Origin of the sequence: Thermotomaculum hydrothermale (assembly GCF_016592575.1) — a bacterium.
Taxonomy (GTDB): Bacteria; Acidobacteriota; Holophagae; order Thermotomaculales; family Thermotomaculaceae; genus Thermotomaculum; species Thermotomaculum hydrothermale.
Map to the genome: position 1 here is coordinate 1,073,493 of NZ_AP017470.1, position 26,984 is coordinate 1,100,476.

The 26,984-nt window shown below is 35.1% G+C and carries 25 protein-coding genes, 1 tRNA gene and 1 other RNA gene; 2 read left to right on the plus strand and 25 right to left on the minus strand.

The genetic code is table 11. From position 1 onward, the window contains the following. Window positions 1–2 precede the first annotated feature (2 nt). From TTHT_RS04905 to TTHT_RS04965, 13 genes are read right to left on the minus strand one after another with little or no spacing between them, the layout of a single operon-like run. Window positions 3–1,241 (minus strand): tetratricopeptide repeat protein, encoded by a 1,239-nt coding sequence (locus tag TTHT_RS04905; protein WP_201328922.1) that lies wholly within the window; start codon window positions 1,239–1,241, stop codon window positions 3–5. Then, window positions 1,242–1,574 carry a lipopolysaccharide assembly protein LapA domain-containing protein gene (locus TTHT_RS04910; RefSeq protein ID WP_201328923.1) on the minus strand — a complete coding sequence of 111 codons (333 nt, stop codon included), beginning with the start codon at window positions 1,572–1,574 and terminating at the stop codon, window positions 1,242–1,244. It abuts the gene before it with no gap. Then, window positions 1,575–2,108 carry a KdsC family phosphatase gene (locus TTHT_RS04915; protein WP_201328924.1) on the minus strand — a complete coding sequence of 178 codons (534 nt, stop codon included), beginning with the start codon at window positions 2,106–2,108 and terminating at the stop codon, window positions 1,575–1,577. After that, window positions 2,087–3,052 carry a KpsF/GutQ family sugar-phosphate isomerase gene (locus TTHT_RS04920; RefSeq protein WP_201328925.1) on the minus strand — a complete coding sequence of 322 codons (966 nt, stop codon included), beginning with the start codon at window positions 3,050–3,052 and terminating at the stop codon, window positions 2,087–2,089. The genes TTHT_RS04915 and TTHT_RS04920 overlap by 22 nt, the downstream gene beginning before the upstream one ends. Then, on the minus strand, window positions 3,039–3,860 hold the full coding sequence (gene kdsA, locus TTHT_RS04925) for a 3-deoxy-8-phosphooctulonate synthase (protein ID WP_201328926.1): 822 nt from the start codon (window positions 3,858–3,860) through the stop codon (window positions 3,039–3,041). Before kdsA ends, TTHT_RS04920 begins: the two co-directional genes overlap by 14 nt. Beyond that, complete coding sequence (locus TTHT_RS04930; RefSeq protein WP_201328927.1) at window positions 3,857–5,476, minus strand: CTP synthase; 1,620 nt, start codon at window positions 5,474–5,476, stop codon at window positions 3,857–3,859. The genes kdsA and TTHT_RS04930 overlap by 4 nt, the downstream gene beginning before the upstream one ends. Beyond that, on the minus strand, window positions 5,477–6,232 hold the full coding sequence (kdsB, locus tag TTHT_RS04935; protein WP_201328928.1) for a 3-deoxy-manno-octulosonate cytidylyltransferase: 756 nt from the start codon (window positions 6,230–6,232) through the stop codon (window positions 5,477–5,479). A gap of 48 nt (window positions 6,233–6,280) precedes the next feature. Further along, window positions 6,281–7,264, minus strand: coding sequence for a DUF2971 domain-containing protein (locus TTHT_RS04940; RefSeq protein ID WP_201328929.1), 984 nt, complete (start codon window positions 7,262–7,264; stop codon window positions 6,281–6,283). A gap of 55 nt (window positions 7,265–7,319) precedes the next feature. Continuing rightward, complete coding sequence (locus TTHT_RS04945) at window positions 7,320–8,654, minus strand: hypothetical protein (protein ID WP_201328930.1); 1,335 nt, start codon at window positions 8,652–8,654, stop codon at window positions 7,320–7,322. Window positions 8,655–8,667: 13 nt separating this feature from the next. Further along, the gene (locus tag TTHT_RS04950) at window positions 8,668–9,711 is read right to left on the minus strand and encodes an ABC transporter substrate-binding protein (RefSeq protein ID WP_201328931.1); all 1,044 of its coding nucleotides are present in this window, start codon (window positions 9,709–9,711) and stop codon (window positions 8,668–8,670) included. Continuing rightward, window positions 9,692–10,453, minus strand: a complete 762-nt coding sequence (locus TTHT_RS04955) for an ABC transporter permease (protein ID WP_201328932.1) — start codon at window positions 10,451–10,453, stop codon at window positions 9,692–9,694. Before TTHT_RS04955 ends, TTHT_RS04950 begins: the two co-directional genes overlap by 20 nt. Further along, window positions 10,437–11,051, minus strand: coding sequence for an ATP-binding cassette domain-containing protein (locus tag TTHT_RS04960; RefSeq protein ID WP_201328933.1), 615 nt, complete (start codon window positions 11,049–11,051; stop codon window positions 10,437–10,439). The genes TTHT_RS04955 and TTHT_RS04960 overlap by 17 nt, the downstream gene beginning before the upstream one ends. 5 nt (window positions 11,052–11,056) lie before the next feature. Next, window positions 11,057–12,025 (minus strand): radical SAM protein, encoded by a 969-nt coding sequence (locus TTHT_RS04965; protein ID WP_201328934.1) that lies wholly within the window; start codon window positions 12,023–12,025, stop codon window positions 11,057–11,059. 142 nt (window positions 12,026–12,167) lie between these two features. On the opposite strand from TTHT_RS04965, the gene TTHT_RS04970 reads away from it, so the two are divergent. Both TTHT_RS04970 and TTHT_RS04975 read left to right on the plus strand, forming a co-directional pair. Then, the gene (locus TTHT_RS04970; protein ID WP_201328935.1) at window positions 12,168–12,908 is read left to right on the plus strand and encodes an ABC transporter ATP-binding protein; all 741 of its coding nucleotides are present in this window, start codon (window positions 12,168–12,170) and stop codon (window positions 12,906–12,908) included. Beyond that, the gene (locus tag TTHT_RS04975) at window positions 12,908–14,107 is read left to right on the plus strand and encodes an ABC transporter permease (RefSeq protein ID WP_201328936.1); all 1,200 of its coding nucleotides are present in this window, start codon (window positions 12,908–12,910) and stop codon (window positions 14,105–14,107) included. The genes TTHT_RS04970 and TTHT_RS04975 overlap by 1 nt, the downstream gene beginning before the upstream one ends. Before the next feature lie 11 nt (window positions 14,108–14,118). Here the strand turns inward: TTHT_RS04975 and TTHT_RS04980 are convergent, their stop codons facing one another. The 12 genes from TTHT_RS04980 to TTHT_RS05035 form a co-directional block, all read right to left on the minus strand. Further along, entirely contained in the window at window positions 14,119–14,793 is a 675-nt protein-coding gene (locus TTHT_RS04980; protein WP_201328937.1) for a Flp family type IVb pilin, read from the minus strand. Between the two features lie 98 nt (window positions 14,794–14,891). Further along, entirely contained in the window at window positions 14,892–15,848 is a 957-nt protein-coding gene (locus TTHT_RS10830; RefSeq protein WP_236578201.1) for an electron transfer flavoprotein subunit alpha/FixB family protein, read from the minus strand. Window positions 15,849–15,860: 12 nt separating this feature from the next. After that, window positions 15,861–16,646, minus strand: coding sequence for an electron transfer flavoprotein subunit beta/FixA family protein (locus tag TTHT_RS04990; protein ID WP_201328938.1), 786 nt, complete (start codon window positions 16,644–16,646; stop codon window positions 15,861–15,863). Window positions 16,647–16,724: 78 nt separating this feature from the next. Then, window positions 16,725–17,924: a dihydropteroate synthase gene (gene folP / locus TTHT_RS04995; protein WP_201328939.1), complete on the minus strand. Its 1,200-nt coding sequence runs from the start codon at window positions 17,922–17,924 to the stop codon at window positions 16,725–16,727. Then, entirely contained in the window at window positions 17,872–19,716 is a 1,845-nt protein-coding gene (ftsH, locus tag TTHT_RS05000) for an ATP-dependent zinc metalloprotease FtsH (protein WP_236578202.1), read from the minus strand. Before ftsH ends, folP begins: the two co-directional genes overlap by 53 nt. Window positions 19,717–19,752: 36 nt before the next feature. After that, on the minus strand, window positions 19,753–21,147 hold the full coding sequence (tilS, locus tag TTHT_RS05005; protein WP_201328940.1) for a tRNA lysidine(34) synthetase TilS: 1,395 nt from the start codon (window positions 21,145–21,147) through the stop codon (window positions 19,753–19,755). Beyond that, complete coding sequence (locus TTHT_RS05010; protein WP_201328941.1) at window positions 21,125–21,994, minus strand: 4-(cytidine 5'-diphospho)-2-C-methyl-D-erythritol kinase; 870 nt, start codon at window positions 21,992–21,994, stop codon at window positions 21,125–21,127. The genes tilS and TTHT_RS05010 overlap by 23 nt, the downstream gene beginning before the upstream one ends. After that, the gene (locus TTHT_RS05015) at window positions 21,981–22,547 is read right to left on the minus strand and encodes a hypothetical protein (protein WP_201328942.1); all 567 of its coding nucleotides are present in this window, start codon (window positions 22,545–22,547) and stop codon (window positions 21,981–21,983) included. Before TTHT_RS05015 ends, TTHT_RS05010 begins: the two co-directional genes overlap by 14 nt. Continuing rightward, window positions 22,501–24,240 (minus strand): tetratricopeptide repeat protein, encoded by a 1,740-nt coding sequence (locus TTHT_RS05020; protein WP_201328943.1) that lies wholly within the window; start codon window positions 24,238–24,240, stop codon window positions 22,501–22,503. The genes TTHT_RS05015 and TTHT_RS05020 overlap by 47 nt, the downstream gene beginning before the upstream one ends. Window positions 24,241–24,262: 22 nt before the next feature. Beyond that, window positions 24,263–24,662, minus strand: an RNA gene (gene rnpB, locus TTHT_RS05025) — RNase P RNA component class A. A 238-nt stretch (window positions 24,663–24,900) separates the two neighbouring features. Then, window positions 24,901–24,976, minus strand: a tRNA-Thr gene (locus TTHT_RS05030). Between the two features lie 147 nt (window positions 24,977–25,123). Next, window positions 25,124–26,965: a FecR family protein gene (locus TTHT_RS05035; RefSeq protein WP_201328944.1), complete on the minus strand. Its 1,842-nt coding sequence runs from the start codon at window positions 26,963–26,965 to the stop codon at window positions 25,124–25,126. Window positions 26,966–26,984 lie beyond the last annotated feature (19 nt).

Here is a 26,984-nt window from a genome sequence, read left to right on the forward strand (position 1 = left end):
TTTTATATTTTTAATTCCACAAAGGTATCAAATTCATGACAGTAAGGGCATTTCCACAAAAATTCAGAAGACTTGTAATTGCATTTTGAACAGATAAAGGGATTATTGAAAACAAGCACTTTATTTAATGTGTTTGCATACTCTTTGAAAATCTCTATCTCTTCAGGGTGTTTAAGCAAGTATTTCCATATCTCCTGATGAATTATCAATACCATGGGAGAAATTTCAAGGCATTTTTTAAACTCCAACAATCCTTTGCTTTTCTCTCCCTCCTCCATATAGTACCTTCCTAATTCAAGCCTTACCCTCCAATCATTTTCATTAGAGTTTATAAGCTCATTACATATTTGTTCAAACTTTTTCGGCGCCAGTTCCTTATACAGCGGCAAAATAAGAAACCCTTTTGAAGGGATTTCCTCTATTAACTGCTCTAAAAATTGAATAGCCTTTTGTTTTTTAGTATCTTTATAAATCTTTGCCAGATTTATATATGCAGGGTACAGCTGTCTATATATTGAAAGCCCTTTTTTAAAGTATTCAATTGCCTTTTTAGTATTTTCATTTTTAACTTCATCTTCACCTAATTGATTGTAAACAAAGGCAACTTCTCTTTTATATATATTTTCATCACTATACCCACCTGTTGAATTATAGATATCAATTAAACTTAAAAGTTTCTCATAATCTCCTACCTGCTTACAAAGCAACATATACCTTTCCAACAAACTTTTTCTCCAGATAACTGCAGGGGTAACATGGTCTTCCTCTTTTGCCTGCTTATTGTCCATTTTCGATAAAAAAGGAGCTGACTCTTTTTCTGATAGCAAAGCAAGAGCATCCTTATAAGTGCGTAAAGCCCTGTCAATCATTCCACCTTTTCTAAAATCTTCTGCAAGATTACCTAACACCCAGCCTTTGAGGATTTTGTTTTCCAGAACATCATGCCTTTTTAAAATACTTTTATGAATGCTTATTGCTTCAGAAATATATCCATTTTCTCTTATTATATTCGCCAGAATTACATAAAATTCCACTTTTGAGCTATCTTTTTTGAGGATTTCTTTGAAAAGCCCTTCTATTTTTTCCAGGTCTCCTCTTTGCAACTTATCTAAAATAAGAATTACTGTATCGTCAAGACGCTCTTCATTTTTTGTACTATCCTTTGATTCATCCCTTGTAACAATAATAAACAAAAGAACAACAAGTATTATTAAAATAGATAAAAGAATTATTATACCCATTTACTTATCTCCGTTTTTTTCAAAAAACTCCTCTACTTCTTTGTTTCTATGAGCTTCAACCTCTCTCCTTAACTTTTCAAGTTCACTTTCAGAATCTTTTAATCTTTTCTTAAACTTTAAAACCTCTTTGAAAGAAAAAAGCAAACCTAAAAGCAAACCCACTCCAAATGAAACAAAAATAACCACAAACATTGGAATATCTTTGATTACATTTGACTCAAAAATAAAATACCTGAAATCAACAGTTTGGTTTGCATTTAAAAGAATCATTATCAATACAAAGAAAAGCAAAAGAATCCATATTGCATACCGAACAGTGTCAAGTTGTTTCATTTAAAAACCTCCAAAATAATCAAGGACAGTTTTCCATTCCCCTCTGGCTTTTACAATATACTCTATTACTTCCCTAAGCGCCCCTTCTCCACCCTTTCTTTCAGTAATGTAAACAGCGTGCTTTTTCACCTCGTCAAAAGCATTCTTTACAGCCACAGGGAAACCAACAATTTTTAAAACCTGAATATCAACAAGGTCATCTCCAATATAAGCAATCTCATCAAGGTTAAACGAATACTTTTCAGCAACCTTTAACACAGTTTCTTTTTTATTTTCTATTCCATCAAAGCATTCCTTTACTTTCAATTCAGAAGCCCTCTTATGCAAAAGAGAAGACCTTTTTGCAGACACAAAAAAAACAGGGATATTACACAAATTCGCAATCTTCACTCCAACTCCATCATACACAGAAAAAACCTTAAAGTGTTCGTTCATTCCTTCGGCATAGTACATACTTCCGTCAGTTAACACCCCGTCAACATCTGTAAAAATTGCCTTCACTTTTTTTGCCTTTAAAATAACTTTGTCTTCCATAAATCGTGTAAGTGAATTACTCCTTCAATATTATTATCCTTGTCTGTTACAACTAAAACAGTTATTTTATAATTCTCTAACCTGTTTAATGCCTCAACGGCAAGGTTGTTTTTTGAAATAGTTTTTGGATTTTCTGTCATACATTCTTCTGCCTTTTTTTCAAGCAAATCCCCATTATACTTTTCAAGAAGCCTTCTCAAATCTCCGTCTGAAATAACCCCTTTAAGCCTTTTTGTTCCGTCTTCAGCAACAACTGCAATTCCAAGCCTTTTTGAAGACATAATGTAAATTACATCCTGCATTTTAGTTGAAGTGTAAACAAGGGGAATTTCATCTTCTTTGTGCATTAAAGACTCAACAGTTAAAAGCTTCTTTCCTAACTTTCCCCCAGGATGCCTTGCTGCAAAATCCTCTGGTTTAAAGTTTTTTAGTTCAAGCAACACCATTGCCAAAGCATCCCCTATTGCAAGGGTTGCCGTTGTTGACGATGTTGGCGCCAATCCAAGTGGACATGCTTCCTTTTCAATCTTTAGGTGAATTGTAACATCGCTGTATTTTGCCAGAGTGGATTCAATGTTTGAAGTAATAGCAATAATAGGCACCCCTATTCTTTTTATAAACTCCAAAAGCCTTACAATCTCTTCAGTTTCCCCAGAATTTGATACAGCAATAACCGAATCTCCCTCAACAATCATTCCTAAATCGCCGTGAATTGCTTCTGCAGGATGAACAAAAATTGCAGGTGTACCTGTTGACGCCATTGTTGCAGCAATCTTTCTGCAAATTAAACCGGATTTACCCATTCCGGTGACAACAACCCTGCCCTTTGTGTCTTTCAAAATCTCTATAGCCTTTACAAAATCATTGTTCAATGAATCAATCTGGTCTAAAACAGACTTTGCCTCAATCTCTAAAACCCTTTTTGCAATATCAATTATTTCCAATCTGTGCCCTCCAGATTTTCAGCATACTATCAAGTAATGAACCAAATTTGTTTAATGGATATATATTTGCAGCGTCTGATTTTGATTTTTCAGGCTCCTCATGAACCTCAAAGAAAAAACCGTTTACAGCACCACACCCTGCCGCTGCTTTTGCAAGATAGGGGATAAACTCCCTCTGCCCCCCTGTTTTATCTCCCAATCCACCAGGCAATTGTACCGAATGAGTAACATCAAAAACAACAGGATAGCCAAAGGTTGACATTATAGGAAATGATTTAAAATCAACAACTAAGTTGTTGTATCCAAAACTCGTTCCCCTTTCGGTAAGCATAATCTTTTTGTTTCCAGTTGATTCTATCTTTTTTACAACATTTTCCATATCCCACGGGGCTAAAAACTGCCCCTTCTTTACATTTACAATCTTTCCTGTGTTTCCTGCGGCAACAAGCAAGTCAGTCTGCCTGCAAAGAAAAGCAGGGATTTGAATTACATCACACACTTGAGATACAGGCTCAGCCTGTTCAGGAAGGTGAATATCGGTTAACACAGGTAGTCCTGTCTCCTCCTTTACTTCCTGTAAAATTTCAAGCCCTTTCTCAAGGCCAGGACCTCTAAAACTGTTAATTGAAGACCTGTTTGCCTTGTCAAAAGAAGCCTTAAAAATTAAAGGAATATTGTATAACTCCCCTATCCCCTTTAACCTTGTTGCAATCGAAAGGACAGTCTCTCTATCCTCAATTACGCAGGGGCCAGCAATAACAAAGAAGTTTTCAGAAGAGTTTATATAATTCCAGAGAGAATCGCTCATTTCTTACTTCCCCTTTTCTTTCTGTTTTCATAAGATGCTTTTACAAAATCCCTGAAAAGAGGGTGAGATGTTAAAGGCTTTGATTTAAACTCAGGGTGAAACTGACAGCCTAAAAACCATGGGTGGTCTTTTATCTCCACAACCTCAACAAACTTTCCATCAGGGGAAATACCTGTAAACCTTAATCCCTTTTCCTCAAGTATAGGCCTGAATTCCATATTAAACTCATATCTATGCCTGTGCCTTTCGTGAATAACCTCTTTTTTATAAGCCTTGTAAACAAAACTATCTTTAGTTTGTATTTCACAGGGGTAACTTCCAAGCCTCATATTTCCGCCTAACTCTTCAACTCCAACCAATTCCCTTAACTTGTAAATAATTTTGTACGGCGGTTCTTCATCAAACTCTGTTGAATTTGCATCAACCAAACCTGCAACATTTCTCGCAAATTCAACACAGGTTAACTGCATTCCAAGGCAAATTCCAAAAAAGGGAATTTTATTCTCCCTTGCATAGCCTATAGCCTTAATCATACCCTCAATTCCCCTTGAACCAAAACCGCCGGGCACCAAAACCCCATCCACTTCATCAAGTATTTTAAGTTTTGACTCGTCCTTTTCAAACATAGAGGAATCAATCCACTCTAACTGGACATCAAGCCTGTTGATAAACCCTGCATGATGAAGTGCCTCAATAAGAGATTTGTATGAGTCTTTATACTCGGTGTACTTTCCAACAATACCAATTTTTACAATATCCTTCGGGTTCTCAATCTTTTCCTTTAACTCATACCACTTCTTTAGATTTGGCTTGCACTTTTTTAATCCTAAATGCCTGCATACAAGCTGGTCAAGCCCCTGCTCTGCAAACATTAAAGGCACAAAATAAATATTTTCCACATCCCTTGCCTCAACAACGCATTCATGCCTTACATTGCAGAAGAGGGCTATTTTATCCTTGATTGACTGAGGCAGTGGCCTTTCTGTTCTTGCAAGGATTATACTTGGTTGAATACCTATCTCCCTTAACTGCTTTACACTGTGCTGTGTCGGTTTACTCTTTAATTCCCCTGCTGTTTTAATGTATGGGACATAGGTTAAATGGATGTATAAAACATCCTGAGGGTCGTGTTCAAGCCCAAACTGCCTTATTGCTTCAAGAAAGGGAAGAGACTCTATATCGCCTACCGTTCCCCCTATTTCACAGATAGAGATATCAACCCCGTCAACAACCTTTTTTATTGAAAGCTTTATTTCATCTGTAACATGGGGAATAACCTGAACGGTTTTTCCTAAATAAACCCCTTTCCTCTCCTTGGTTAAAACTGAATTGTATATCTTCCCGGCAGTCTGGTTGTGGTCTTTAGTTGAATGGGAAGAGGTAAACCTTTCATAATGCCCCAAATCTAAATCTGTTTCTGCCCCGTCATCTGTAACATAAACCTCTCCGTGCTGATAAGGGCTCATTGTACCAGGGTCAACATTTAGATATGGATCAAACTTCTGAAGGCTAACTGTGTAGCCCATACTCTCCAAAATAGCACCTATTGATGCGGCGGCAATTCCTTTGCCTAATGAGGATAAAACACCGCCTGTAACAAAGATAAATTTAGTCATTTATTCCCCCAATATTTTTTTCAAATTTAAGTAATCTTCCATAGTATCCACACCTAAACTATCAAACTCTGTTTCAACAACAAAAATCCTGTATCCATTTTCAAGAACCCTTAACTGCTCAAGCCCTTCCGTTTTTTCAAGGAAAGTCATTTCCATCTTAGATAATTTTATCAAAAAATCCCTTTTATAGGCATACAAGCCTGTGTGTTTAAAATAATTTGAGTATTCTGTTTCACTTAAAGGAAATGGGTAACCCATCTCTTTTGTTTTTTTATAAGGAATGGGAAGCCTTGAAAAGTAGAGGGCAAAATTGTTTTTATCACAAACAACCTTAACCACATTTGGATTAAATAACTCTTCTTTTGACTTTATTTTTGTTTTTAAAGTTGTCATAACAATTGAACCATCTTCTAAAAAAGGCTTTATTGCAGATTCAATTGATTCTGGCTTGATTAAAGGCTCATCCCCCTGCACATTAACTATAACATCAGCATCAATCTTTAAGGCAACCTCTGCTATTCTATCTGTGCCTGATTTATGTTTATTAGAGGTCATTACACATTTTCCGCCAAAGGATTTTACCTCATTGAAAATCCTCTCATCACCTGTTGCCACAATAACATCTTCAAGCAAATCCACTTTTTTACACTGCTCATAAACCATTTGAATGATAGATTTACCTTTGATTTTTAACAGAGGTTTTCCCGGAAGCCTTGTTGACGCATACCTTGACGGTATAATAGCATACACCTTCATGTGAATAGAGATTATCAGAAAAAAACCTTTAAAGCAAGATTAAAAAAATCAAAACCTTATGCTATACCTTGAAGTACTAACTTCAACCTTACCTGAAAGATTCAACTTTTCAAGCCAGTAATGAACCTGTTTAACAATTACCATTTTGTTAAAAATGTAATCGCTTTCATCAAAAGCAGGCCCAACAGTAATTGTCCCACCATTTTTAAAGAAAAAATCCTTTAGCGCAATATAAAGTCTGTATGAGGTGGGGTCTGATGGGTCTTTTTTAAATAGTTCTATACTATATTTGCATCTGCCTTTCTTTAAACTGCATGGTATTATAACTCTTGCTTCGTTTTCGTAAGAATGCTCCTTGCTTTTGTATAAAAACCTTATAGGGTCTATAACTTCCCTTATCTCAAGCCCAAATTTAGCAATATTTGCAGGATTTATATCTCTTAAAACAGAACAGATTGCATCAATAGCCATTAACTGGTCTCTCTCATCGTAAGAAACCCTGTAAACAGGGATTCCGTCTGAAGATTTAATCTTTACACCAAGGCAAACACCTTTACCCTTGTCTGCATAATCTCTCCACATAGGCAACTGGTCATCTATATAATCATAATCTATATTTTTTTTCAAAGATTTCTTTCCCCAGATTGTTAAATCCCCAACCCTGTCAGACACAAGGCAACCCACAAAAACAACCTGTGGGGGAGAAAAAGGCTTTTTATCTATCTCATCATCTTTATACACTTTTGATAAAAGGCCTCTTAAACTGTCGTTGCCTGAATGCTCTGATAACTCAAGCAAAACCTTCCCCTCTCTCGGGTCGTTAAATGTATCTGCATCAAAACAAAAAAAGTCAGGATAAAAAGGTCTTGAAGACAATGATGGGTTAACACTCTCGGCCTCCTGCTTTTTAGAGTATGCCCCCTGACACATTGAAACAAAACCCTTAAAAGAGGTGTAATAATAGAAGTTACCCTCTCTCACCTCATGCATTTTTAAGATTTTATCCCTGACAGCCTTAAGTTTGTTAAGCATTGGATTAATTTTTATCCCTTATCATTTTCTAAATTTTTACTTATTTTATATAAAATCATTTTTTATATTTTCCCAAAACCTTTTTCATACTATTTCCTGATTTTTTTAACAACGATGAACTAACTTTACTTATTTTCTTTTTAATTACATTAACATCTTTTTTAATTTCACCAACATCTATTTTAATCAAATCAACATCTTTATTAATTGAATCAATATCCTCACTAAATTTTTTTGTTTTTTCCTCAAAGATAAACTCTTCTAAATCACTTATGCTGCACCCAAATTTAAATTTATTAGATACCTCATTATGTTGTGCAGAGAGTTTAAGAATATCCTCAGCATTTTTGTTTCTTAAAAACCTTAAATTAAAGGATTTTTTAAAAGCCCTGGCAATATCTTTTTTAGGTATTTTTTTGTCAGATACTTCTTCCCATTTATTTTTTATTTCAAGAGGATTTTTTCTGCCACATAAAACTGCAATTTTTTCATTATTATCATTTAATTTTTCTTTTTTAACGGTTATATTCCCATTCTCAAGACCAATACTTACTTTTTCAATCTCAATACTGTCAAACTTATTTGCTTTTTCAAGACAATTCTGGTTCTCATTTTCCTTTGTTAAATAGAAGGTAATATCTTCTATATTTGTTTTATCATCTATAATAAAATCATTGGTTAACCTGAACAGGTTATAAAACTTTTTAACAAGGGTTAAATGCTTTGGTTGAACATCTCCGGTATTTACCATAAAACAAAGATAAGTTTTCCCGGAAAGTTCAGTATTGCATTTTTTTAACTTTAAACCAAATCTGGAAAAAAAACTATTATTAGTACTTTCAGATATTTTATGAAAAATATCGCATAAAGGAGTGCCGTAAAAGTATATGTTTAAAGAATCTTCTTCGGAGCTATTTATAGGCATGGTAAAATCCCGATTAAAGAGTACATCTTCCTCTATTATTTTTATTTCTTTCAGGTACTCTGGATTAATATTATTTTCACATATCTCTTTCTCACCTGAAAAAATCTTATCAAGTATCTCTTGCTTTTTAAATTTCTCAACCATTGGTTCAACATTTGTGTATAAATTAATCTTCTTAATTTTTCCCAAATGTTTATTTTCTTCAATAAAAAAATACTTATACTTAAATTCCCACAATTCAACAAAACAAAATTTTTCGTTTAACAACCATTCTTTAATCTGGTTTTCTTCTCCAATGAAAATATTTAATTCAATACTTCTGTCAATATCAGGGAAATATATATCCCAATCTTCAACAGATACAGCATCATTAAAAATTCTTTTCAAAAGATAAATAAAAGAATAAAAATTTGCATATTTATGCAAATAAAATCTGGTATTAATTCCATCAATTTCTAAAATCACTTTCTCTCACCTCTTATTTTAATTTAATAAATTGAGGTAATGGAGGTCTTTTTTTGATTATTTTTTCTTCAATTAAAAAATCTGTCATATCCTTATAAAGCCTTTTGTAATCGTACTTGCTTCCCTCTTTTATAATTGAGTTATAGGCTTCATTGTAAGAGAGGGGAAAGTATTCAAAAGACAAAGCCTTTTTGTAACTTTCAACAGTGTACTTTGTTGAAGCGTTTTTTCTTAAATAGTCAAGGCTATACTTTGAGTTATGCTCTATATCTGAGAAAACAAAGTTTGTGCACTCGTACCACATTTTAATAAGTTTTATTAAATCTTCTCTATGGTTTTTCAGGTAACTTTCCTTGCACACAAGCCCCGTAATGTCGCTAAAGCCTATGTCGTCCATTATTAGAAGGGATTTCCCTCCCCTTTTTATAGCCTCTGTTAACTGAGTAAGACCAACAGCGGCAATATCTATGTCCCCGTGCTGGGCGGCAAGTATTGCATCAGCCATTGGAACATCGTATATCTTTAAACTCTTCTTATCAATACCTGCAGTTTTTGCCAGTTTAAAAACAAGCATCTCGTAAATAGTTTGTTTTTGCAGGCCTATTTTTTTACCAAGAAAAATCTTTACAGCATTTTCGTCTATTTTACCGTTGTTAAAAATAGGGGGGATATCATTTTTAAAGGTTACAAACGCCCCACCTTTGAAAATATATACAGGGAAAACAAATACAAGTTTATCTTCAGCACCTTTGTTAATGTTGTCATACTTTGTAAGGTACTCCCCATAACTTGCAAAACCAACATTGAAGCGGGAATTGTACCCGCTTAAAAGAGGCATAATATTTTGCCACGGAACTGTGGTAATGTTTACCTTTAAGTTATATTTTTTTTCAAGTTTAAGGGGTTTTACATTTACAATCATTGCAAGGTCCTGATATGGTGATATTAAAAGGTTAAGACTGTTCTCCTTCTTTACCTTTTTCTCACAGGAAACAAATAGTAATAACAAAACAGGAAGGATTAAAAATAATTTTAATTTAAAACCTGACTTCTTCATAATCCAATCTCCTTTCCCAGTAAACAAGTTTTTTTATAATAACTATGGTTAAAGTATCGTATATGTAACTTAAAATTGCAAGAAGAAAAACGCAGACAAAAATCCCGCTTAAATTAAAGGTTGTCCTTGCTGTTTGAATAAGATATCCCAATCCGCTTTGAGAGCCTATCATCTCAATTGTAATAATTGAGGCAATAGAAATTACAAGGGCAAACCTCAAGGTTGGAAGTATCTTTTCAAGGATAAGGGGTATTGCTATCTTAATACTCATATCCCTTCTATTTATCCCCAAGTTTAAAAGGGAGATTCTATACTTTTCAGGCATATCGTATAAAATCTGATAGCCTGAAAAGGCAAGGTTTACGCTTACAGCAACGATTAACATTAAAACCTTACCCTTATCTGAAAAACCAAACCACAAAAGGAAAAAAGGTATTGTTGCAACAGGGGGAATTGCCCTTATAGATTGTGCAAAGGGTTGAAAAAGGTTGTCAAACTGCTCGTATTTAAACATTAAATAGCCTATAAGAATACCTATAAAAATACCACCAGCCATACCAGCCGCAAGCCTTATTGCAGTAAGGGAAAAGTGATAGAGAAAAAGCGATTTTAACTCATAAAACTCTTTTATAACGCTTAATGGAGAAGGAAGGTAATTTTCTGGAACCTTTAAAAAGTAAGAGAGAATAATCCATAATAGAGGCATTAAGATAAAACCTAAAATTTTAGTTAATCTTGACATTTTCAAGCCTCTCAATTGGGAATATATCTCCAAACTCATAAACCTCTCCACCAAAATCCCTTATCTCCTCCTCGTAATGGGAGGTTATTATAACCAATCTCTCTTTTGACAATTCTTTAATATAATCTGATATCAACTTCCTGCTATCTTTGTCTATAAAATTCAAGGGTTCGTCAAAGAGATAAAAATCGCTTTGTGAAAGAAAAGCCCGTAACAATTCAACCTTTCTTCTCTGCCCGAAAGACATTTCAAAGCATTTTTTTTCTATATGCTCCTCAACTAAAAAATAAAGAGAATGGGAAGTAATGTCTTTTTTAGTTAAATTTTTGTTTAAGAGTATATTTTCAGTACCTGTTAGCCAGGGGAACAATCCTATATCCTGGGTTATCATATACTTTTTAGGGTTTTTAATTGAAAATTTTATCTCACCCTTTGACGGCTTTAAGGTACCAAATAAAAGGTTTAAGAGAGTTGTTTTACCACACCCTGACCTTCCCTTAAAAAGGACAAGGGAAGATTTGTTTTCAAAGAAAAAATTTTCAAAAATCCTTACCCCGTTACCGTAATCAAAGGTAACATTATCAATCTTAACCTTCATAATATTCAAACAGCAAAGGTTTGATAGTTAAAAGGGGAGTAACTGGAAACTATGGTTTTGTAATAGTTGTCAATACCTGACAATTTATTAATATTTATTGAGTGCCTTCTATAGTATTCTGTGTGAAGGGCATCGTATGATGTCATTACCAACCCGTCGTGGGACACCCTTAATATTCCCATCAATGTTGGAGGGGTTTTAATAAAAATAACCTTGTTTTGCAAACCTGAATCTATTATTGCTTTTTCTATATCAAAAACAGAGAGTTCTGAATCCACAAAATGATAGGTGTCAAGCAATAAAAAGCAGTTTTCCTTTTTTAAAAAAGACTTGCTTTTTGAGAAAACACCTAATAATTTATCTAACCCTATTTCATTTACCGAATAAGGCTTGCCCCTTTCAGTTTTCAGAAAAGGGGAGAATAGTAACCTTTTTATGTTTTTATACCTGTTTGTAAAGTCAATTACTTTATCAATAGAGTTTATTGTTTTACTGTCTATTACCGAAAGTATGTTAACATTTTCAGCATTATTTTTTTCAAGCATATCAAGGTTTTTTAAAACTCTTTCAAACTGGCTTTCAGTTCTGTAAAGCCCCTCGCCATGTACACTTATATCAAGGTTTTCAAATTTTCTTAAAAAATCAATATCATTTGGGAGATTTATCCCGTTTGTTATAACAGAAACCTTTTTCCCTGATTTTTCCCCCTTTTCCACAATGTACCTTAAAATTCCAATGCTTTTCTCATCGTAAAAAGGCTCTTTACCAACAATTACTATCTTTTTTGCTTCTGTTTCAAATACCCTATCTATTACATCTTTTGAGATATATTCTTTTCCTGAAGAATAGTTTAAATAGCAATGCTCACAACTTGCATTGCATAAGTTGTTAATAGTTAAAGTAAAAATGTTCAAACTATCTGAAAACCTGTCATCAATATCAATTATTGTGCTTCCTGTAACTGAACCCGCCATATTAAACCTCCTCTTATAGAACTGAATCATATTTTTTCTTACAACATTATATAACATCATTATCAATTCAGAAGCAAATTTTGTGCCAGTTTTTTGTTTTTTTTTGAAACAAATGTTCATTGAGAAAGGTATAATATTGCGTATGATTGAGGTGAGGGATTTAAGAAAGGTTTTTAAATCTAAGAGAAAAAAGGTTGAGGCTTTAAAAGGGATAAGTTTTGATGCACACCCTGGAGAGATTTTCGGGCTTTTAGGGCCAAACGGTGCAGGGAAAACAACAACTTTGAGGATTCTTTCAACAATGCTAACCCCAACTGATGGAGATGCAAGGATTGACGGAGTTTCAGTTAAAGATAACCCTATGGAAATTAGAAGAAAAATAGGTTTTCTATCAACAGAGACAGGTCTTTACGACAAACTTACGGGAGAGGAAACCCTTAAATTTTTTGGAAAACTCTCAGGGCTTGAAGAGAAAGAGATAAAAGAAAGGTCTGATTTTCTATTCTCATCTTTAGGGCTTGAAAAAGACAGAAAAAGGCTTGTTGGAGAATACTCCACAGGAATGAAGCAGAAGTTAAGCATAGCAAGGGCTTTAATTCACAACCCTGAGATAATTATTTTTGATGAACCGACAAATGGCCTTGACATTCTTACCACAAAAACTGTTGTTGATTTTCTATTGGACATGAAATTAAAGGGCAAAACAGTTGTAATATCAACGCATATTTTAGATGTTGTTGAAAAACTTTGCGACAGGGTTGCAATTATCCATAGAGGAAAAATTGTGGCAAACAACACAATAACTGAATTAAAAAATGAATACAACGCCAAAACTATTGAAGAGGTATTTTTCTCACTTGTCAATTTTGAAGGGGAAAAATAATGAACACTAAAAACATATTTACCATTTTAGGCAAAGAATTAACTGTTTTTTTAAGGGATAAACGCACGCTAATTACAACCTTCATAGTACCTCTGGTTTTTTACTATGTATTTTTCAACATAATGACTGGAATGGCGTTGAAAACCAAAAAAGAAATTAAAAACAAAAAAGTAAAGGTTGGATTTAGCCAGAGTATAGAAAATGATTTAATCGCATATATAAGCAAAAATGGAGAAAACATATCTCTTTTACAAACAAAAGTAACCGATGCAGAAAAATTGCTTGCAGATAAAAAGATAGATGCTTATCTATTCAAGGAAGAAGGAAAGATTGTAATTGAGTACAACTCTGCCAAGAGGCTGTCAATAGAGGCAAGGAAGAGGCTTAAAAATGCGCTTGATGATTATAAAAAATTTATTGTAAACAAAAATTTAACGGAATTAGGCATTGATAAAAAAATTGTTAATCCATTTGAAATTGAAGACAAAGACACTGCATCTCAAACTGATGTTGCAATGGCTTTTATTGGAAGGCTTATGCCATACCTGATTATCATTATGCTTTTCTCAGGGGCATTGGGCTTTGGGCTTGAGGTATCAACAGGAGAAAAGGAAAAGGGAACAATAGCAACATTGCTTGTATCTCAGGCAAGCAGAAGCGAGATTGTTTTAGGAAAACTGATTTATGTAATTGCAATTGAAATTATTTACTCAATTGTAAATATTGCAGGTTTTCTCCTTGCATCCCTTTCAACCTCAAAAATGGTATCAAAGGAAATAGCAAAAGAGGCTGTAAAGAATGCAGACAAAATGCAAAGCATGAGTTTAAGCATAAACCTGTCAACAATTACAATGCTTGTTGCTTTGATAATTCCAATTGGAATAATCTCTGCGGCTTTGATAATTGCAATAGGAAGCTATGCAAAATCAATGAAAGAGGGACAAACCTTAATGACTCCTGTTTTACTTGCAATAATTATGGTTGCAATTCTTACATTAAACGCACCGTTAAAAGTGCCAGAGTACTATTATTTTATCCCTATACTTAACACAGCATTTTCTATGCAGGAAATCTTAATGGGGAAAGCGGTATTTTCACACTTTTTGCTTGCAGTCACTACAACAATAGGACTTGCGGCAATTCTTATAGGGTTTTCAATTTATCTGTTTAACAGGGAAGATATTCACTTCAGAGTATAGTCAATTAAAAATTAGTGGCCTCCGCCGCATTCCTGTTGCCATTGCTCCATTTTTAAATTCCAGTTGTCTAAAAACTCGTTAAAATTTTCATTCTCCTGATTGAGTCTTTCCCTCATTCTATTTGCTAAGTTAAGAAAATTTCTACCTTTTGAACTATAATAGTTATTATGATGGTGATGATGCCATCCGCCAAAAAAACCACCCCACCCTGAAGAACGAGAGGCCATTCTAAAATAGTAATTGGCCAAACTTCTAAATTGCCTTTCCATATTTGAGTAATATCGTACCCGCGTATTGTGGTCTCTTATACGATTTGCCCTTTCACTCAACAAATTCTCCCTCTCCCTTTGACACTCTTCTCTGCTTTTTGTGTTTTCATCCTCTGTTGAAGAATTGTCAGATGGTTGAGAAATTGCCGGTTCTGGATTGTCTGAATTGTTATTTTCTAAATCTGAATTTTCTGAATCAGAATTGGTTGTACTTCCCGACACATCACCTCTATCAGGAGAGGAATTATCCGAATCATTTCCCTCTAATGTGGTAAGCTTTACATTTGTCTTCTGAAAAAACCTTTTAATCTCTTTTCCGTACTTTCCCACTGCCGCCATTGTTGATACAGCAATGAGAACTATAATTATTATATATTCAGTTTGAGATGCTCCTTTTTTGTTTTTAGTTTTCCTCATAATTTAAATTTAATACTTTTTAAGTAAAAAATCAAAATTGAATAAAAAAAAGGGGGAATAATCCCCCTTTTGTGATTTATATCAATTGGTTTTAATCTTTAAGCTTTTGCCTTTTTAATTTCTTCAATCAAAGCAGGAACAACCTTAAACAGGTCAGCAACAACACCTAATGAAGCAACATTGAATATAGGAGCATCTGGGTCTTTGTTTACAGCAATTATGTACTGAGATGTACCCATACCAGCAAGGTGCTGAATAGCACCAGAAATACCAAATGCCATATAAACCTTAGGTGATACAACCTTACCTGTCTGCCCAACCTGGTGAGAGTGGTCAATCCAGCCTGCGTCAACTGCAGCCCTTGAAGCACCAACTGCTGCGCCAAGCAAGTCTGCAAGCTGCTGGAGTTCGTTTTGAAAGTATTCTGGGCCTTTAACTCCCCTACCACCGGAAACAATGATTGTGGCTTCAGTTAATTCAACCTTGCCAGCCTCTTTCATTTCAACCTTTACTGCTTTTGCCTTTGCTTCGCCTTCAACTGAAAATTCAACAACTTCGCCTGCTCCTTCGCTTTCAGCAAGTTCAAATACATTTGGCCTTAAAGTAACCATTGCTATATCTGATTTAAATTCAACAGTTGCAATTGCCTTACCTGAATAAACAGGCTTTCTTACAATAAGTTTACCGTCTTTAACTTCGGTTGCAGTAATGTCTGTAACAAGGCCTGCTTCAAGTTTTGCAGATACCCTTGGAGCAAAATCAACACACATTGAAGTACCAGGAAAAACAACAATTTTTGCTCCATTTTCCTTTGCAACCTTGGCGACTCCCTCTGCATATAAATCAGGTGAGTATGCGTCAGGTGTTTCAGATACAAAAACCTTGTCTGCACCGTATTTTTTTATTTCGTCAACTACACTTCCAGCCCCTTTTCCTAAAACAACAACACCAAGGGGAAGTGAAAGTGCAGAGCCTAACCTTTTTCCTTCTGAAATAGCTTCTTTAGAAGCCTTTTTTAAATTTCCATCTCTCTGGTCAGCAAATACTAATATCATGATAACCCCCTATTATAATACCTTTGCTTCGTTTTTAAGGAATTCAACAATCTCTTTTGCCGCAACTTCAGGCTCAACCTCAATCTTCTTACCTGCCTGCCTTGCAGGTGGCAATTCTAATGAAACATAAACTGTTTTAGCACCAGCAAGACCAACCTCGTCTGCGTTTAAGCCTAAATCGGCAGGTGTAAGCTTTTCAAGAGGTTTCTTCTTTGCCTTCATAATTCCTCTTAAATTGGGGTATCTCGGCTCGTTTAATCCCCTCTGTGCTGTAACAATTGCCGGAAGTTTTGTTTCAATTGTTTCTCTTCCGCCTTCTATTTCTCTTTCACCTCTAATTGTGTCTCCGTCTATTTCAAGTTTAATGCAGGTTCCAATGTGGCCAATTCCAACCATTTCTGCAACAAGCTGTCCAACCTGAGTATTGTCGTTTCCAACACCCTGTTTTCCGAAAAAGATTAAATCAGGATTGTGCTTTTCAATAACCTTTGCAAGTGCCTTTGCTGTTGAATATGCGTCTGCACCTTCAAAAGCAGCATCTTCTAAAAGTATTGCCTTATCGCAACCCATAGCAAGAGCGGTTCTCAATGCAGATTCTGCCCTGCTTGGCCCCATTGATACAACTGTAACTTCACCACCAAGGTTTTCCTTTGTTTTTACTGCTTCTTCAATAGCAAATTCGTCGTAAGGGGAAACAATCCAGTTAATTCCGTCTTCAACAATAGATTTACCGTCATCCGCAATTTTAATCTTGGTCTCGGTATCCGGTACCTGTTTGATAAACACCATTATGTTCATATAATCCTCCAACCCTTTTTTGGTATTTTAATTTTAAGTTATAGGGGGAAATAAGTCAAGAAAAAAATGAATGAGTATTCATTCAGATAAAAGCCTGATGATTTCTATCGCCTTTTTTGTTTCAAAAACATCGTGTACCCTTAAAGCAAATACTCCCTGTAAAACTGTGTAAACAGCCACAGCAATGGATGGGGATAATCTTTCTTCAACCTCTAAGTTTAGCAGCCTGCCAAACATACTCTTTCTTGAAGCACCTATTAAAACAGGGAAGCCAATGGAAGAAAATGCTTCTATATTCCTTAAAATTTCAAGATTGTGCTCGTCATTCTTCCCGAAGCCAATTCCAGGGTCAATTATAATGTTTTCTCTCTTTATTCCTTCACTTATTGCTTTATTGCTTCTATCTTTCAAAAATTCTCTTATTTCAAAGACACAGTCTTCATAATATGGATTTTTTTGCATATTTTCTGGTGTGCCTTTTATGTGCATCCCAATGTATAGAGCATCAAAGGAAGCAACAGTTTTAAACATTCTCTCATCCATTGTGCCAAATGAGATGTCGTTAATTATGTCAGCCCCTTCCTTTAAACACTCTTCAGCAACCTCGCTTTTGTAGGTGTCAATTGAAACTGGAATATTAAACCTTTTTTTAATCTCTTTTAAAATCGGCAGTACTCTATTTAATTCTTCTTTTGCATCAACCCTTTTTGAACCAGGCCTTGTTGATTCCCCGCCTATGTCAACTATGTCCACACCCTGTTCAATCATTTCTTCAACCCTTTTTAACGCAGCATCTACCCTGTTAAACCTGCCACCATCGTAAAAAGAATCAGGGGTTACATTTAATATTCCCATAATTAGAGGATAGGATTTAGAATTTAACCTGTTTAAAATATTAGAGTAATCTTTATCTAATTTTAACTGCCTCTCTAACTCTTCCCCAATTTCTTTCAATTTGTACGGCTGCTTTTTCATTTTTTCAGCAAGGAGTTTCAAATGCTTTAAAGTGCCAGCAATAAAAACATCGTTTTTCCCCATTTCAAACCAGAGGCACTTCCCGCTTATTGCAGCCTCTCCACCTATTGATAGAATATCCTGCTTGATTATAGCCGCAGCCCTATTGTCAAGGTTTTTTATTACAAAGGTTTTAAATTGAAATTTAGGGGTCATTACCACAGTGCCTGCCGGGTCAACCCCTATTCTGTTAAAAAAGCGCTTTATCCTGTCAGGACTGCTGAGGTTCAGGGGATAAATCGCCCTTGCTTTCTCCTCTAACAATTGAATACACCTCTTCTGCAGTTAGTACTTCTTTTTCAAGCAACTTATTTGCAAGCTCAAGAAACTCTTTTTCATATTTTGTAAGCAAATCCTTTGCCTTTTTATAATTTCTCATAATTATGTTTTTAATTTCTGTATCAATCAATTTTGCAGTATCGTTTGAGTAATTTTGATGCTTAACAAGGTCTTTCCCTAAGAATATTTCCTGCTCTTCAACTCCAAGGTTCAAAGGCCCCAATTCACTCATACCCCATTTGCACACCATTTTTCTTGCAAGGTCTGTGGCAACCTCAATATCGTTGCCTGCGCCTGTTGTTATGTGCCCCATGTAAACCTCTTCTGCCACTCTGCCACCCATAAGTATAGCAATTCTATTTTCAAGGTAATCTTTTGTATAGGTGTACCTGTCGTCTTCAGGCAATTGCACAGTTACCCCCAATGCCCTGCCTCTTGGTATAATTGTTACCTTGTGGATTGGGTCTGCCCCAGGTAATAGTGCAGCAACAAGGGCATGCCCTGCCTCGTGATAGGCAGTATTCTTTTTCTCATCGTCTGACATTGCCATTGATTTTCTTGCCAGCCCCATTATAACCTTGTCTTTTGCTTCTTCAAAATCTTCCATTTCCACCAATTCTTTGTCTTTCCTTGCTGCAAGCAAAGCAGCCTCATTTACAAGATTGGCAAGCTCTGCTCCAGCAAATCCCGGGGTACTTCTCGCAATAATCTTTAAATCAACATCCTCTCCTAAAGGAATATTTCTTGTATGTATCTTTAAAATAGCCTCTCTTCCCCTTACATCAGGTCTGTCAACAACAATTCTCCTGTCAAACCTTCCAGGCCTGAGCAAAGCAGGGTCAAGAACATCAGGCCTGTTTGTGGCAGCAATGAGGATTACCCCATCCTTTGTTTCAAAACCGTCCATTTCAACAAGCAACTGGTTTAATGTCTGTTCCCTTTCATCGTGTCCTCCGCCTAAACCTGCACCTCTGTGTCTTCCGACAGCATCAAGCTCGTCTATAAAAATAATACACGGGGCATTCTTTTTCCCCTGCTCAAATAAATCCCTCACCCTTGATGCACCAACACCAACAAACATTTCAACAAACTCAGAGCCGCTTATTGAAAAGAAAGGTACCCCTGCCTCTCCTGCAACAGCCTTGGCAAGCAAGGTTTTTCCTGTTCCGGGAGGTCCCATAAGCAATACGCCTTTGGGGATTTTACCCCCTAACTTTTGAAACTTTTTAGGATTTTTCAAAAATTCCACAACCTCTTTTAATTCTTCAATTGCTTCATCAACCCCTGCAACATCCTTAAAAGTAATTTTTTTATTGTCAACAAGCCTTGCCTTGCTCTTCCCAAAACTTAAAGCCTTCGCTCCTCCACCCTGCATCTGCTTCATAAACATAACCCAGATTACAATAAGCACTATCAATGGAGCCCAGCTTATTAAAACAGTCATAAAGGTTGATTCTTTATCCTCAACTACATTGAAGTCTTCAAGGTTTCTCCAGCTTAAAATTTTATTTACAATGTCTGGATAATCTGCAGGAACAACTGTTACAAATTTTTCAAACTTTGAATTATTTTTAACAAAGGGAGAAATAAATTCGCCTTTAATGTTCTGCCCCTTCATTTCAACCTTTGCTATATTCCCCTTTTCCCCCTGTTCAATAAATTGCTTAAATGATATGTCGGTTATTTTAGTTTCAGCGTGCATAAATATATTTACAAGCAAAAATATTAAAGAAAAGGCAAATAGCCATAAAAGTATAGTTTTTACATTATCATTCACCTTATAATCCTCCTCTTATAATGTGCAGGTTTGATTTTATCCTAAACAATCTTTCATGTAAACCTTAATTAAATTACCTTTCTGTCCTGTGATTTTCAATCTGTCTGAAACTGCTATTCCAGGCACAAATAGAATCTCACTATTATCTTTTAAAACAAAAATCGTTTTTCTCCCAAAGTCACTTAATCCTTTTTTCTTTAAAAATTTATTCAAATTTTTAATCTCTTTTCCCATAAAAATTAAAAAATCTTTCTCAAAATCAATCCTCTCAATTTTTAATGACGAATTTAAAAGCGATTTGTTGAGTAAAACATACTCATTTTTTTTGCTTAAATCAAAACTTCCAGCTTTTTCAAATACAAACTCATAGCCCAAAAGCAAAGATACACTGCCTTCACCCTTTACTTTGAAAGAAAAATTATAAAAAAAATCATTTTTTACCAGATAAAAGTAATTTTTAGTTTTTACCGCATACAGAGATTTATCAGGGAACAAACTTCTCTTTGAAGATTTTTTTTGTTTAGCAAATTCATACAAATCTCTCAACAACTTTCTATTTGCCCTGTATGTGCTTCCCATAACCTTTTCAAACAAAAAAAGCATTGCTTCATAAAAGGCATATTCAGGAATATTTGTTAACAAATCAAGCTTAACCCTTACCCCGTATTTGTCTAAAAAGTAATTGTGTTTTAAAAAATTCTCAATAAAAAAACTTTGTGCTTTCAGGGAATTTTCAATATTTTCAAACAACACCTCAAACCTTTTTCCAAAATCTTTCCCAAAAACCAACGATAAGTCTTTTATTAAAAACTTTCTTACTTTATTTCTTTTGTAATTTTCGCTAAAGTTGCTTAAATCAATTTTGTATTCAATTCCATAATTTTCAAGTGTTTTTCTAATCTCTTCCCCTGAAATGCTCAATATTGGCCTTATAAAGAAATTATTTTTATATGATATCCCCTTCAACCCTCTTATTCCTGTTCCCCTGTCAATATTTAGAAAAAAAGTCTCAATTGAGTCGGTTAAATTGTGCGCAAGTGCTATTAAATTTCCTTTTCCCTCTTTAATCAGTGACTCAAAAAACTCATAGCGCAACTTCCTTGCTGCCATCTCAATTGATATTCCATTTTTCTCTGCGTAATTTTTAACATCTCCCTTGTCAGAGTAAAAATTCAAACTGAATTTTTTAGCAAGGTTTTCCACAAAAACCTCTTCATCTTCTGCTTCTTCCCTTAATTTATGGTTAAAATGACAGACAGACAGTTCAAAATTCAATTCATTTTTCAAAGCCAAAAGACAGTAAAGCATAAAAATAGAATCTGCCCCTCCGCTTACTGCAGCAATTAACCTGTCACCATTTTTTATAAGATTTTTTTGAAGGATAACGTCTCTTACCTGAAGAAAAACCTTATCCGAATAAAAGTCTTTCATAATCGCTTCCGCTGACAAATTCAAGTTTTACCGCTTTGAAGTTTTCTGGAAGGAATTTCTTTGCCCTGCTTAAATCTTCTCCAAATATGATGAATGTTGAGCCTGAGCCTGACAGCATTGGTTTATACCCTTTTGATTTCAAATAAGCAAATAATTCAAATAAATCCCTGTCGTAATATTGAAGAAGTCTGTCAAAGTCATTGTAAAATGAATGGTAACCTTTTTTGTATGTGTTTAAAACAATTTCTGAAAATTTAATTAAATCAATATCAGTTTTCTCGCATTTTTCATCAAAGAGAGAATACATCTTTTCTGTTGGATAATGCTTTCCTGTAAAAACGGCAAGAAATTCAGTATTAACAAGGTCTTTAATCTTTGTTACCCTATCGCCTTTGCCTGTACCCATAACAGTCCCGCCTAAAAGAAATAGAGGCACATCAGAGCCTATTTTAGCGGCTAAATCAAGTATTCTTTTATTTGCTTTAATTTTAAAATGCTTTTTCAAAAAATATAAAACAGCACCGGCATTTGAGCTGCCACCGCCCATACCCCCTCCCGGAGGTATTCTTTTATCAATAAAAACCTTAAAAAAACAGGGCTCAACCTTAAACTCCTCAACAAAAAGCTCAATTGCTTTATAAACAAGGTTTGACGAATCAAGGGGAATATCCCTGTTTGAAGAAATCTCAATTCCCTTTTTCCCTTTTTCAATTGTTAAATCTATCTCATCAAAGATTGAAACAGTCTGATACAAAGTAAATAAATTGTGATACCCATCTTCTCTTTTTTCTGATATGTACAAAAGGGGATTAATCTTGGCAAATGATTTTAACTTAAAGGTTGTCATTGAAAATCACCTTAAACCCTTTCGGAATTTTTACAGTCAATTTAGTTACTCCACCTTTAACAACACCGCTTAAAGGTTTTAAAAGAACATTACCCTGTTTTCCAATAATTACAATTTCCTTCTTCTCATTAACAATGAACCTGAACCCGTCTTTCTTCCCTGTTGTGCAATTGTTTTTCAAATAACAGTTAACGAAAAAATCAAAAAACAAATTTACAGGGATATCAACTCCCGTAACCTTTTTCAATTCAAAAGGTTTCTTATTATCAATATAAACAGTTCTGTTATTATAATCAACTATAATTAAACTCTTTTTATCATAAAAAACATTTGCTATCAATTTGTTTGTTGGAAGAAGCACACTCATGCTTATTTTATTAGAAGTATCTGTGTTTATGTATATTCTTAAAGAGTGGATACTTTTCTCGCCTACCTTTGCGGAAAAGCGGAATAAAACTGAATAAATATTGCCTTCACTTGATACCGGCCTCTTTACACAGGCAATACTAATCAGAATTAATAAGATTAAGCCTGTCTTTAACTTCTTTAACATTTGAGATTCCAAAATCTATTGCGTCTAACCAGTACTCTTTTGCTTTATCAAAATCACCCTTTTTAAAGTATAAATCACCCATATGAAGACATATTTCAGGGTTCAAAGGAGCCTTTTTATAAGCAAAAAGCAGGTTTTCTTCTGCTTTTTCTATATTCCCGTTTTTCAAATACGCATATCCCAATGTATCCCTGTACGAAGGCATTTCAGGTTGTTTTTCCACCGCCTTTTCTGCAAGTTCCAGAGATTTTTTAATATCTATGTCAAACTCAACAAGAAAATATGCATAATTGTTTAAAACTCCTGCATCTTCAGGGTATCTTTCATAAAGTTTTTTGTAAATTTTAAGTGCTTTATTAATCTCTCCAAGGTTATGATAGCAGAGGGCAAGCCCCTCTAAATAAAGTTTATTGTCCTTAGTCATTTTTGCACATTTCAAATAGTATTTAGCTGAAGTTTTATAGTCTCTAAAAGAATAATAGAGAGCAGAAAGGTAATCATAGCCTAAAAGTTTAGGATTTTTATTAAAAATCTCTTCCACCTTTTGAACAAAATCCTTGTCTTTGGCAACCATTTTAAGAATGTACAAAGCCTTTTTTGCCTCTTTGATATTGCCATCAAGTAGCAATGCCTCAAACCTTTCCTTTAAAATATCGTCAGGGGATAACCCGTAAATCTTTTCGTAATTTAATGTCTCTTTGTAAGCAGATTTATATTCTTTCATCGCAATTAAAAGGCGGATATAGTCAAGGTAAACATCCTGGGAGAGGCTTCCTGGAAGTTTTATATCCTTGCTTTTCAAAATCTTCTGATAATTCTCTTTAGCATTTTTGTATTGATGCAAATAGGCATATGCAGTAGCAAGGCAGTAAAGGGATACAGGTGTTGGAGATTTCTTTAGATTTTTATCAAAAATCTTAACTACATCATTGTACTTAGCAGACATTAATGCTGACAATAAAAGCCTGTCCCAATCATTGTAATCCCTGTAAATTGCCTTTAAATTTAGGGAAAATTTGTAGGAAAAAAGGTAAAACCCGTTTTGAAAACTCAATGTTATCAATTCATTTAAAATTCTTGGATTGTTAATGTTTAAGCGGGACAATTTTTTTAAAGTTTTAAAAAGTTCAAACTTTTTGTTTTTAGTATTGTAGGCCACGCTTACATAAAAAAGGGTATAGAAATCATTTCTAAATGATTCTGGTAAATTTTCATAATCTTTAATTATGCTGTCATAATCCTGCAATAAAAATTCAGCCTCTATAATTTTGTAATAAATCTCATAATCCTTTGATAACTCAAAAGCCTTTCTATAATTTTCAAGCGCTTTCTTGACAATTTCACCTGATTTCAGCACATTAACAAGGTCTGAGTAATAGTCTCCAAGTCTTAAATAGCCTTCCGGATTATCAGGAAACTCCTTTGTTGCAAGTTCAAGGTATTCAATTGTCTTTTCCATCTCTGAAAGAGACTTATAGCAATCTGCTAATTCAAAGTAAATGTATATGTCTTTGTTGTATTCAAGGGCTTTTTCAAAATGAGATATAGCCTTTTCGCAATCACCTCGGGCTGATAACAAAACCCCCTCAGTAAATTCTTTCAAAGACTTATTTATGTTTTTATTATTATTTTCTGCAAAGGAATATCCAGAAAGCAAAAGAAAGGATAAAGTTATAATAAAAATCTTTTTCATTCAGCCACCTCATAAAAAATAAAGTGGAAGAAAGGCTGTAAGCCGAATTCTGTCTCGGGTAATCATTCCTCTGGGATATCGGTTACCCGATACCACAAGCGGCCTACCCGGAAGCATGGGGCGGGCCACCCTCGTACGCTCCCCTATTTGGCCTTGCTCCGTGCGGGGTTTACCGTGCCTCCAATGTCACCATTGGAGCGGTGGGCTCTTACCCCACCTTTTCACCCTTACCCAGCACCTACTTTGCCTATTTCAATTACTGCCCACAACAATAAATAAACACGCAAAGTAGGTGCTGGGCGGTATGTTTTCTGTGGCACTTTCCTTCTCCTTTCGGAGACCGGGCTTTCCCCGGCGCACTGCCCTGCGGAGTTCGGACTTTCCTCAAAGGCAAAAGCCTTTGCGATTACCCGCCTTTCTTCCTTTAAATATTATACATTTAAGTGGAAAATTAGCAACAATATTAAATACTTGAAGTTATTTAAGAGGGAATATTTTAAAAATGGAGCCAATGATAAGGACTTACCCCCCAACCTTCCCGATTAAAATCGGGATGCTCTTTCCTTTTCGCTATGGCAATGTGATATTAAACTTCTCAAGAATGTATTTTCTTGACTTCCACGATTTATTTTGGGGATTTTCGTTTCAGGGCATAAAAAATGGAGCCGGCGAAGGGACTTGAACCCCCAACCTACTGATTACAAGTCAGTTGCTCTACCAGTTGAGCTACGCCGGCTCACGCAAAGAATAAAATATCAAAATTAGAAAAAGAATGCAAGCACTTTTTAAAAAAGAGTTATAAATAAGTCTAACTTATTGAAATACAAAAAGATAGACTCAATTCAGAGAAAATTTTGTTTTTTCTAACCCTTTATCTTTTACATTACCTTATTTTTCTTACATTTAAAACATACATCTGGATAAACTGCCCGTCAAACGGCTGGGAAACCACCGTTACACCAGGCACAATCAATTTATCGTTATTCCCTATTAACTTGCCATCCTGAGCATCCGCTGATAGTATAACTTTTGCCCCGCCCCTTACCTGAATTGTTTTTGTGTAATTTATCTTGAAGCACTTTGGTATTCCCGCCTGTCCAGCATTTAAATAGTAAACCTGATGGGGGGCACTGATTTCTAATTTGTATATGTTGTAATATCTGTCGGTAGGATATCCGCCTATATACCACATTCCGTCCTTCTTTCCCCCTGCATAAGACTCCTGCTCAACAACACCTAAAAACCTGAGGGTAACCTCGTAAAGGCTGTTCGGGTCTCCACCTAAAACAGCTGATTTAACCGGATGTTGATAGAGTGCATTGTAACCTGCACCATCAAATCCACCGTTACAGGGCATTTCCCAGAAAAGCCCTTTAAGCGAGGCGGTAACCTCCCTCACCATTTTATTTGAGGGATTTTGCGTATATGTGTTATCACCATAATTATTTTGTGGTTGAGCAGGCAAAGAGTATGTTGATTTAAGCTTTGCCAATTCATTGTTAGATAACAGCCTTAAAGCCCTGTTACACCCTGCATACATCATTCCCCTCTGCCCTTCACACACATTAATTACATATTCAGGATTTTCTTTGCAAACCATTTTCACCCTGCCTTTAATAACAGAAACAGTTAAGGCTTCAGTTGAAGGGTCGTATATTGCCTCAAATTGCGTTCCCTCAACTCCCACTATTGCATTTTCACACTCTATGTGGAAAGAGTGGCTTTTGCCTGTTAAATTTTTGAAAAACAAACCTCCAAAAAACATATAAACCCTGTGAGAAAATGAGTTATCCTTTGGTTTTGGTTTATTAAATTTAATTCTTGTATTCGGCCTTAGCATTATAACCGCTGTGTCAGCATGGTAATCGGTAAAAATTATTTTAGCAAAGCCACCATCTACATTTAATTCCTGCCCTTCATAAATCGGGTCATGGGCTTTAAGTTTTTGTCCTGTGTTTTTGTCAACAACAGAGGCATTACCGATTATAACCTGAATATAGCCTATCTTTTTGGTATACCTTTGAGAATTACCTGCTGTATTCCCACCGCTAACAGCAACACCCTGCGAAACAGTCCCGCCAGGTGAAAAGGAATATACATCAAGTTTTGCACTTCCAGGAACAAAGCAAAGGTCATAAGAACCTGTTCTTTTACCTGCATAAATTACAACCTTGTACCTTCCCGCCTCATAGAGAAAGGGGTCAATTAAATACTTTAGCGTGCCGTCAGGCTTAACCTGATATGAAAACTTGCTTGATTCGCTTTTAACCTTATTTCCTTGTGTATGCTTGTAATATGCGTATGTAATTACCTTATGCCATTTATTGTCTCTGCCTAAATGGGATACCTCAAAAGATGGGGCTTGATGATAAAAAACATTTTCAGGAATTTTTGATTCAAAATTAAATGTTACATACTGCTTTGAAGGAAGTGAAAATTCGTAAGTCCTGCTAATCTTCTTTGATACCTGCTCCCATGAAACTCTGTCCTTACTATTATTGCAATTTATAAATTCGTTGTAATTGTAAATATTCCTCTCCCAGCACTCTGGAAACTGAGCGGTAAAAGTTGCTATTTTCTTACTGCCCGGAAATACCGTACATTTCTGCCAGTTTTCAGCATATAGAAAACTAAAACTCAGTAAAAAAGAGAGCAAAAAGATTAGAATAAATCTCTTGAATTTGAAAAAATCATTTAGCCCGCCGTAAAAAAAACTTTTGTACATAATAAAACCTCCTGAATAT